At 60.4% G+C, this 9,159-nt stretch carries 8 protein-coding genes; 4 read left to right on the forward strand and 4 right to left on the reverse strand.

What is annotated here, in order from left to right; translation table 11 throughout:
- Position 1: 1 nt before the first annotated feature.
- A complete protein-coding gene (locus L867_RS25350) occupies positions 2-3,178 on the forward strand; it encodes an efflux RND transporter permease subunit (protein ID WP_051438996.1) in 3,177 nt (1,058 codons plus the stop codon).
- 23 nt (positions 3,179-3,201) lie between these two features.
- Entirely contained in the window at positions 3,202-3,345 is a 144-nt protein-coding gene (locus L867_RS27420) for a hypothetical protein (protein ID WP_156951568.1), read from the forward strand.
- 185 nt (positions 3,346-3,530) lie between these two features.
- Here L867_RS27420 and L867_RS0114790 read toward each other — a convergent pair whose 3' ends face one another.
- Together L867_RS0114790 and L867_RS0114795 are read right to left on the reverse strand one after the other, a co-directional pair.
- Entirely contained in the window at positions 3,531-4,208 is a 678-nt protein-coding gene (locus L867_RS0114790; protein WP_037173456.1) for a hypothetical protein, read from the reverse strand.
- Between the two features lie 137 nt (positions 4,209-4,345).
- Positions 4,346-4,972, reverse strand: coding sequence for an NADPH-dependent F420 reductase (locus tag L867_RS0114795; RefSeq protein WP_028737620.1), 627 nt, complete (start codon positions 4,970-4,972; stop codon positions 4,346-4,348).
- Between the two features lie 97 nt (positions 4,973-5,069).
- Between L867_RS0114795 and L867_RS0114800 the strand changes: the two genes are divergently transcribed.
- The gene (locus L867_RS0114800) at positions 5,070-5,969 is read left to right on the forward strand and encodes a LysR family transcriptional regulator (RefSeq protein ID WP_028737621.1); all 900 of its coding nucleotides are present in this window, start codon (positions 5,070-5,072) and stop codon (positions 5,967-5,969) included.
- A gap of 380 nt (positions 5,970-6,349) precedes the next feature.
- Here L867_RS0114800 and L867_RS25355 read toward each other — a convergent pair whose 3' ends face one another.
- Entirely contained in the window at positions 6,350-8,332 is a 1,983-nt protein-coding gene (locus L867_RS25355; protein ID WP_232363936.1) for a recombinase family protein, read from the reverse strand.
- A gap of 385 nt (positions 8,333-8,717) precedes the next feature.
- On the opposite strand from L867_RS25355, the gene L867_RS28135 reads away from it, so the two are divergent.
- Positions 8,718-8,849 carry a hypothetical protein gene (locus tag L867_RS28135; RefSeq protein WP_269748267.1) on the forward strand — a complete coding sequence of 44 codons (132 nt, stop codon included), beginning with the start codon at positions 8,718-8,720 and terminating at the stop codon, positions 8,847-8,849.
- 15 nt (positions 8,850-8,864) lie between these two features.
- Here the strand turns inward: L867_RS28135 and L867_RS26930 are convergent.
- The coding region (locus L867_RS26930; protein ID WP_156951569.1) for an integrase core domain-containing protein at positions 8,865-9,159 on the reverse strand (295 nt) is incomplete at its 5' end.

The raw sequence follows: 9,159 nt of genomic DNA on the forward strand, positions 1-9,159 counted from the left end.
GATGTTCCTCACTCGCATCTCCGTCACCCATCCCGTTTTCACCACCATGATGATGATGGCCCTGCTGGTGATGGGCATCTTCTCCTTCCAGCGGCTTGGGCTGGACCAGTATCCCAATGTCGACGTTCCGATCGTCGTGGTGATGACGACCTATCCGGGCGCCACACCGGAAACCGTCGAGACAGAGGTCACCCGCCCGGTCGAGGACGCGCTGAACTCAATCAGCGGGCTGGATGAGATCACATCAACCTCCTATGAAGGGCGTTCGGTTGTCACGGCCAAGTTCAAGCTGGAGGTCCAGGGTGCGGTCGCGGCGCAGGACGTGCGCGACAAGGTCGCCGCCATTGAAGCCGACTTTCCCGACGATGTCGGCAAGCCGATCATATCGCGGTTCAACCCGTCCGACCAACCGATCCTCTCCATCGCCATCAGTTCAACGTCGCTGGACGTCCCATCCCTGACGACGATTGCCGACCAGCGCGTCCTTCGCCAATTGACCACCATTTCGGGCGTCGGCCAGGCGTCGCTGGTGGGCGGCCAGACGCGCCAGATCGACGTCTCCATCGACGATACGCGGATGCGGGCACTTGGAGTCGGCATCAACGACGTGATCAATGTTCTGAAATCCGGGAACCAGAACAGTCCTGCCGGGAGCGTTATCAGCACGTTTTCCGAACGCACGATACAGGTGCAGGGTCGGATCGAGCAGCCCGAAGACCTGCTCGACATGATTGTCGCCCGTCATGGCGGCGGCCCCGTCTACTTGGGTGACGTCGCGACCGTCTCGGACGGCGCAGCCGACGCCGAAAGCCGAGCCCTATACAATGGTGAAACGGCGCTCGCCATCGATCTTGTAAAGGTGCAGGACGCCAACACGGTGCAGGTGGTCGATGACGTTCGGGCACGTCTCGATCAGCTCAACGCGGAACTCGCGTCCCAGAACGTGCAGTTGCGCGTCGTCACCGATGCCTCGACAGACATTCAGGAATCCGTCGCCCAAGTGCAAGCGACGCTGATCGAAGGCGCAGCACTTGCCGTCGCCATCGTCTTCCTCTTCCTCAACTCCTGGCGCAGCACCGTGATCACCGGCCTGACGCTTCCGATCGCCATGCTCGGAACGCTGGCGGTTATCAGCTTCCTCGGCTTCACGCTCAACACGATGAGCCTGCTGGCGTTGACATTGTCGATCGGCATCCTGGTGGACGACGCCATCGTCGTGCGGGAGAACATCACGCGGCACCTTCACATGGGCAAGTCGCACCTTCGGGCGGCGCTGGACGGCACCAATGAAATCGGGCTTGCGGTGATCGCGACGACGTTGACTATCGCCGCGGTCTTCCTGCCGGTCGCCTTCATGGACGGCATCGTCGGTCGCTTTTTCTACGAATTCGGAGTCACGGTTTCCGCCGCAGTCCTCATCTCACTCTTCGTCGCCTTCACCCTCGATCCGATGCTGTCCAGCGTCTGGTACGATCCCGATGCGCGTCCGGATGCGAAACGCGGACGCATCGGGCGTCTGATCGTGCGCTTCGATCAGGGCTTCGAATGGCTGGCCGATCGGTATCGGCAGGTGATCGGCTGGACGTTGCGACATCGTCTCGTGACGCTTCTGGCAACCGTCGGCATCTTCATCAGCAGCCTGTTCATGGTGCCGCTGGTCGGCGCGGAGTTCGTGCCCGGCGCCGACGAGGGCCGGTTCCAGATCAACGTGACGGCACCGGTCGGCTCCTCCCTCGACTACACCGCGGCGAAAGTGCGACAGGTCGAAAATGCGCTCAGGGAATTCCCCGAGATCGAGACGGTCTATTCGACCATCAACACGGGCGGGACGGTCAGCAAGCACCGCGCCGCAGTGCTGGTGCGCCTCGTGCCTCTGGAAGAACGTGAACGAACCCCGCTCATGCTGGCAAACCCGATCCGCGAGCGGCTGTCCGTCATTCCGGGCATCGAGATCGCCATCGTCCAGGAAGGGCTGGGCGGCGGCGACAGCCCGATCCAGCTCAGCGTCCTTGGAGACGACCGCGCGGTCATCGAGAAGATCGCCTCGGATCTGGCCGACGACATGCGCAGGATAGCCGGCATGGTGGATGTGAATTCGAGCGCCAGGGAAGTGACCTCCATCCTTTCGGTGCGCCTGAAGCGCGAGGCGGCAAGTGATCTCGGCATGACCAGATCCGATCTTGCCGCCTCGCTCTCTCCACTGGTCGGCGGCGAGGAGGTCTCGAACTGGAGCGATGCCACCGGCGAAACCCACGATATCGTTGTGCGCCTGCCGAGCGGGCAGCGCGCCAATCCGGCCATGATCGGCGAGCTCATGCTGACGACCGGACGAACGGATGCGAACGGAGCACCGATCCTGGTCCAAGTCGATCAGGTCGCCCATATCAGGAGCTTCCCGGCGGCTTCCGAAATCCGCCGTCTGGACAATCGCCGTGAGGTGCTGGTGTCCGCCGATGTATCGGGCCGCACGCTTGGCGACGTGACCAGCGAGTTGCAGACGCTGATCGACAGCCGCGATCTGCCCGACGGCTACCGCATCCGTTTCGGCGGCGAATCGGAGAACATGCAAGAAACAATGGGGCATATGGTGACCGCGCTCGCTATGGCGGTGATCTTCATCTACCTCGTGCTGGCCTCGCAGTTCGGCAGCTTCCTGCAGCCGATCGCAGTCATGGCGGCCCTGCCTCTGTCGCTTGTCGGCGTGCTTCTCGGCCTCATGGTCGCCGGTAGCACGATCAACATGTTCTCGCTGATCGGCTTCATCATGCTGATGGGCCTCGTCACCAAGAACGGTATCCTGCTGGTGGACTTTGCCAACCAGGAACGGCGGCGTGGCCTCCCCCTGAATGAGGCATTGATCAGCGCAGGAGCCATCCGCTTCCGGCCGATCGTCATGACGACGCTGGCGATGATCTTCGGGATGATACCGCTCGGCATGGCGGTGGCCGGCGGCGGCGCGCAGCGTGCTCCAATGGCCCATGCCGTCATCGGCGGGCTGATCAGTTCCACTGTCCTGACCTTGATCGTCGTGCCAATGATCCTGTCGTACATTGATAGCATCACGCGCCGTCTGGCCCGCTTCATGCCGAAAGCGCCGGACGATCACGGCGAGGAGACTGCACACTCGGGCACGCGGGATGGCTACGTCGAGCAGCCTTCCCCAGACCCGTCATCCTGAGACGCGCGACCTCACAGAAACCCATGAAACTCAGCATCGACCTCGGAATCGTGGTCTATCTGCTGGTCTTTCTGCTGGTCTTTCTGTTGGTGACAAGCCGGTCTCTGTTTGCCCGCGTGCGCAGGCATCGAATGATGCCTGAGCGTCCGATCACTCTCTTCACCTGAGCAGGAGGATGCTCAGGGGCCCGGCCAGGAGAACAGCAAGAACGATGATGGGGTGGAGATACCGTAGAAGAAGCCTGATAATGGTTCTGTAGACTTTCATGGGAACTGCACCTGATGGAATTTCACCAAGTGAGCCTGGGCTTGCCGGATTGCAGCAGCATTACCGTTTCAGCCCGCCCCCCTGTTTACAATTTAGGGGTCAGCTTCAGGTTCCGGAAATAGGCAACCGTCCCGGATTCCAGCCATACGCCCACACCGCCACGCTGGTCGGATCCCAGTTTCAGATCGCTGACGATCAAAGCCGGTCGTTGATTGCCGTCAAGATAGAGTTCTGCCCTTTCTCCGGAAACGACGATCTTCATATGGATCCAGCGTTCAAGGTCCAGCTCGGCATAGCTCTCGTACTTTTCTGGAAATTCTCGCCTGAGCCTGTCGAACCGGTAATCAGGATAGGCGACGTACTGGACACTGTGATTGCGGCGGACCTGATCGTCAGCGACACTGTTCGTCGGCCGCAGATAGATGCTTTCGAAACGCCCCTCGTCATCGATGCGGAAGGCCAGGCCAATGAACCCTCGCGCATACTCAGGCGCGTCTGGCGCAAGCTCACTGGCGAGTTCGACATCTATGGCGCCATCGGAGAGATCCAGCGGCAACCATGCCATGAAGTCGCGGTCCGTCAGCTTTTCCGTTTGCGGATCCTGAACTGCTTCCGATGGCATGGTCATCTTGAAGGCCGGGACGCCCTGATAGATGCTTCGTTCAAGCGAAACGCCCGACAGCACAAAATCACCGACCGAAGGGTCTGTAGCGCCCATCGAATGGCCATCCGGAGCAAGAAGCCTGCCATTGATCCATGACATTGAGCTTATCAACTCGTGTTTCCCTTCCTTTGGCAAAGCAAGCCGGATCGGCGCGCTTTGCCAGACTCCTAAGTGATCTGCTGATTACCTCATGGATTGACGGACGGCGAAACTGCCGTCCGTCATGCGTCTTCGTGTCAAACGCGAACCCAGGCAGGCGCCACGGTCGGACCCATCCCGAGGAAAAAGCCGAAGTGGATGTTCATCTCGCCGATTGGCTCGAGGAAGCGGCTGTTGCTCAGCGGACCGGCATTGATGGCCTCAAACGAGAGCTTTTCCGCCAGCTCGCGCACCGTCGCGGTCGCAGCCTCGTCATCGCCTGCGACGAACACCTGCAATGTCTTGCCTTCGCGCGCCTCCGGCATGATCAGACCAGCGAAAATCGTGTTGAAGGCCTTGATGACCTGGGCGCCAGTAGCAAGCTTCTGAATTTCTTCCGCCGCGGAAGTGGTATGACCCAGCAGCAGTTCCTTGTAGTCAGCGGTGATCGGGTTGGTGATGTCGATCAGGATCTTGCCTGCGAGATCTCCGGCTTCAGCCAGAACGGGGGCGACGGCTTGATACGGCAGTGCCAACAAGACGATGTCTGCGAGTTTTGCAGCCGCAGCAATACCACCGCCTTCAACATTGGGGCCAGTTTCGGTTGCCAGTGCTGCGGCCTTGGCCGGATCACGGTGACCGATGACGACATCGATGCCATTTGCTGCGAATGCCCGGGCAAATCCCGAGCCCATGTTTCCTGTTCCAATGATTGCGACTTTCATTTCCATATCCTCTGTTGTCGATGAAAGACACTTTGGCGCCGAAACGAAATCAGATAAATCTCGCGAATATCGCATGACTTGAAACAAGGCATTTCAAATGGATCGTTTGGCTGGAATGGAAGTGTTCGTCAAAGCCGTGGAATGTGGATCCTTCAGTGCCGCGGCCGACGTCATGCAGATGTCGTCCCAGCTTGTCGGCAAACATGTCCAGAAACTCGAGCAGCACCTCGGCGTCCAACTGCTGCACCGCTCGACGCGTCGCCAAAGCCTGACCGACTTCGGCCGGATCTTCTACGAGCGAGCGAAGATCATCCTGGCAGAGGTCGAGACCGCAGAAAGCATGGCAGAAGAAACGCGCGCCGTTCCAGGCGGACGCCTGCGCATCAACGCTCCCGTCAGCTTCGGCATGCGAACCCTTTCCCCGCAATTGCCCAAATTCATGAAGCTGTACCCGGAGGTGTCGGTCGAACTGACACTGGCCAATCGCGCTGTCGACCTGATCGACGAAGGCTACGATGCCGTGTTCCGTGTCGGAGAGCTTTCGGACAGCGGATTGATTGCACGGCGGCTTTCGCCCTATCGGCTGGTTCTTTGCGCCTCGCCAGACTATCTGGCGAAGGCTCCCTCCTTAAGGTCGCCGCAGGACCTCACACGTCACGAATGCCTGGGATTTTCCCATACGGAACTGCGCACCCACTGGACGTTTGATGGCCCAGGTGGACGGGACGTCGTATCCGTCACAAGCCGGCTTGTGGCTGATCATGGCGAGCCTTTGCTTTGCGCAGCCCTGGAAGGCCTGGGGATCATGTTGCAACCATTGGAACTTGTCCGCGACTACCTTGAAGGCGGTCAGCTCGTGGAGCTTTTGCCAGACTACAAGGTGCCGACACGGCCTTTGCACGTCCTCTATGCGCCGGACCGACGATTGACACCGAAACTGAGAAGTTTCCTGGATTTCGTCGCCGCAAATTTTGGAGCGCGAGCAAGCGAGACCTGAGGACGCGGGCAACCGATCGACTTTACGGAAAGGGTGATTGTCTTGGACCGACTTGAATGTGACCCCATGTTCGCGGCAATCATCGAAACAGGCAGCTTCGCTGCGGCGGCGATGCGTCTTGGGACGAGCACAGGCCAGACTGTTGATCTCCATTGAGAGTTGACCCGGCGTTTGCGTGAACCCTTCGGGCTGGACCACCGGACACGGAAAAACTGATACACTCTGCGGGCCTCAATCGGAGAAGGCTCGTCAAGCCCCGAGGTCCCTATCGCCTGCATTCGACGCCGTTCAGGTTGCAGCTTTGCCAGGATATCCGAAACGGCATCATCGGACGGCGTGACGCACAGCGCACGTATGGCGTATCGGCCAACCTCATCCAGCTATGGCTGACGCAGTTCGATCGTGGCGAGTTGAACGATGAGGAGGCTGAGGTCACTCTCCACGACCAGTTGGGCAATGAAGAAACGCGGACGCCGGCGGACGACAAGCTCCGCAAGCTGGTCACCCGCATCGATCTCGTGCTCGATGGTGCGGGAACTGGTGATCGTCCTGCGCGGCGATCTGGCGGCGATCCTGCCCTTCGCTTCTGGCAAGAGGAAGCCCGAGTTTCCAACGAGAGGGCAATTCTTGAACACCGCATGAACCGATCGGGGACATCTAAAGGCGAGAAACGCAAAAATCCCGCAGCGTTTGATGCTACGGGATCGCAGGGATGGTTGGTTGCGGGGGCTCGCTTCAACGAATGGCATAAAAGGGCTGTTCTGCGGCCCTCCGGCTTCCGCATTGGCAAGGCCGAGAATGCCAAACAGCTCGCCGCGTAGCTCTGCATGAACCTCATCGCGCTTGGTGCCGGGGGTCAGCACGATCTCGCCGATCAGCGAGCGCAGCGCCTCAGCTGCCTGCCTGCCGCCATCTGGATCATCGAGCGCCTCCGTCAGACGTTCCACCCGCAGCCGGTAAAGGTTGGCGACGTTGGGGTGGATATCCGGGATGTCGTCCGGGGTCTGTGACAGGCGGGCGGTGATCTCAGTCTTCTGCCGTTCAAGATCATCCATGCGCGCCTTCATCGACGGCTGGTACATGCCATCCTCGATGGCGGAGATAATCCCGGCGATTGCTTTTTCGATCTTCGCGAGGTTTTTCCGGTCGATTGCAGCCTGCGCGCGGCGGTCATGGTTCAGCCGGTTCATCTCCTCGGCATAGGCTTTCACCGCCTCTGCGACCGCTTGCGACGATACCAGCTTGTCCTTGATGCCGAACAGAACCCGCGCCTCGATCTTCTCGCGGGTGATGGACCGACCATTGTCGCAGGTGCCACGTCGGTGATGGTTGAGGCACGCATAGCGGCCCGGCGTGATGATACCGAACTTGCCGCCGCAGCATCCGCAGGTGAGAAGGCCGGTCAGCAGAGACACGGGTCTGACTGTCAGATGCAGCCGCTTCATCCGCCCTTCGAGCGTATTGGCCGGGTTCGGGCCGAAGATCGCCGATATCTGCTTCTGCCGGTTGCGGACTGCCTGCCAGAGATCGTCTTCGATCATTCTCAGATGCGGCACTTCCGTCCTGATCCACTGGCTTTCCGGGCTGGGGCGCGAGACCCGCTTACCGGTGGATGGGTCCTTGATAAACCGCTGACGGTTCCAGACGAGAACGCCGGTATAAAGCTCGTTGTTAAGAATGCCGGTGCCGCGCGTGATATGGCCGCGAATGCTGGTGTCGCCCCATGCCCGTCCAAGCGGGCCGGGAATGCCTTCACTGTTCAGATCCGTCGCTATCGCCTTCGGGCTCTTGCCACTGGCGAACTCCCGGAAGATGCGGCGAATGATGTCGGCTTCCTCGGCAATGATCTCACGGTCGCCCCGGACCGGCTCGCCATTGCCGTCGAATTGCTTGAGTACACGGTAGCCGTAGCAGAGCCCGCCGCCTGCCTTGCCTTTCTCCACCCTGCCCCGCAAGCCGCGATGCGTCTTCATCGCGAGGTCTTTGAGGAACAGCGCATTCATCGTGCCCTTGAGGCCGACATGAAGTTCGGAGATTTCACCCTCGGCCAGGGTTACGATGGTGACGCCTGCAAACTTCAGGTGCTTGTAGAGTGTGGCGACATCCGCCTGATCGCGGCTGATGCGATCCAGAGCCTCGGCAATGACCACCGTGAACAGGCCGCGCTGTGCATCTCTGACCACCTGCTGGATGCCATGGCGAAGAATGGTGCTGGAACCCGAAATCGCCGCATCCTGATAGCTGCCCGCCACCTGCCAGCCTTCGCGCCGCGCATGTTCGTCGCAGAGGCGGAACTGATCTTCAATCGAGGCTTCCCGCTGGTTGTCGGAGGAGTATCGGGCATAAAGGGCAACACGGGTCATCGGCATGTTTCCTTCTCTCGCATCGGTTTCATGCATACGGCGGCTGCGCGGTCGCCGGTGGATATTGCGGGTGCTGTCTTCAGCGCCCGCACCCCGCCTTTCCTGCTTCGCGGCCAACCGCCGGGCCGAAGGCGCTCGGTCAAGGCTGGCGCGGCACGCGGCACCGCAAAGCGGCTTGGGCCTTGAGGGAGTGGCTTCGACCTGGCCCACTCCCCGCAGACTAGCAAAGGAGGTTTTCGCCTCGATCGGAATCGTATGCGCAAGCGGCGGCTTGGTGCAAGTCGTTTGAGGCCGTTTGCCGACAGTCAAAGCGAGACTATTCCGCCTCGGGTTCGTCTCTGCCCGAACGGTTGTCACCATTGTCGTTGGCCGCAACCCACGCCGCATGATCCTCCCGCGCCATCTGTCGTCCGATCAGCCGGGCAATGTCGATGACGACCCGTTCAAGGTGTTCACCAGTGGCGCGGCGCGTTTCTTCGGCACTGCCGTCTACGTCCGCAGGGCGCGTATTGTCTGACCTTGCCCCCAAGTTTTATCCAGTTTTGAGTTCGCTCCGGCGGTTTTGTGTTGCTGTATTAGGGGCGGTAGCGGCGGGTTGCGGTGCGGCGCCGTTCCGGCTGCGCAGTACCGCATCACGTCGCGGGTTGATGGTCTGAGCAAACTCGGCTGGTGTGAGCCAGCCGAGGCCGGAGTGTGGTCGATGATCGTTGTAGTCGTTGCACCAGGTTGAGAGCGTTGATCGGGCCTGGTTCAAGGACGAGAAGAGCGTCTCGTTCAGGAGCTCATCCCGCAGTCTGCCATTGAAGCTTTCGATGAAGGCGTTCTGG

The sequence above is a fragment of the Paenirhizobium selenitireducens ATCC BAA-1503 genome (assembly GCF_000518785.1).
Classification (GTDB): Bacteria; Pseudomonadota; Alphaproteobacteria; order Rhizobiales; family Rhizobiaceae; genus Allorhizobium; species Allorhizobium selenitireducens.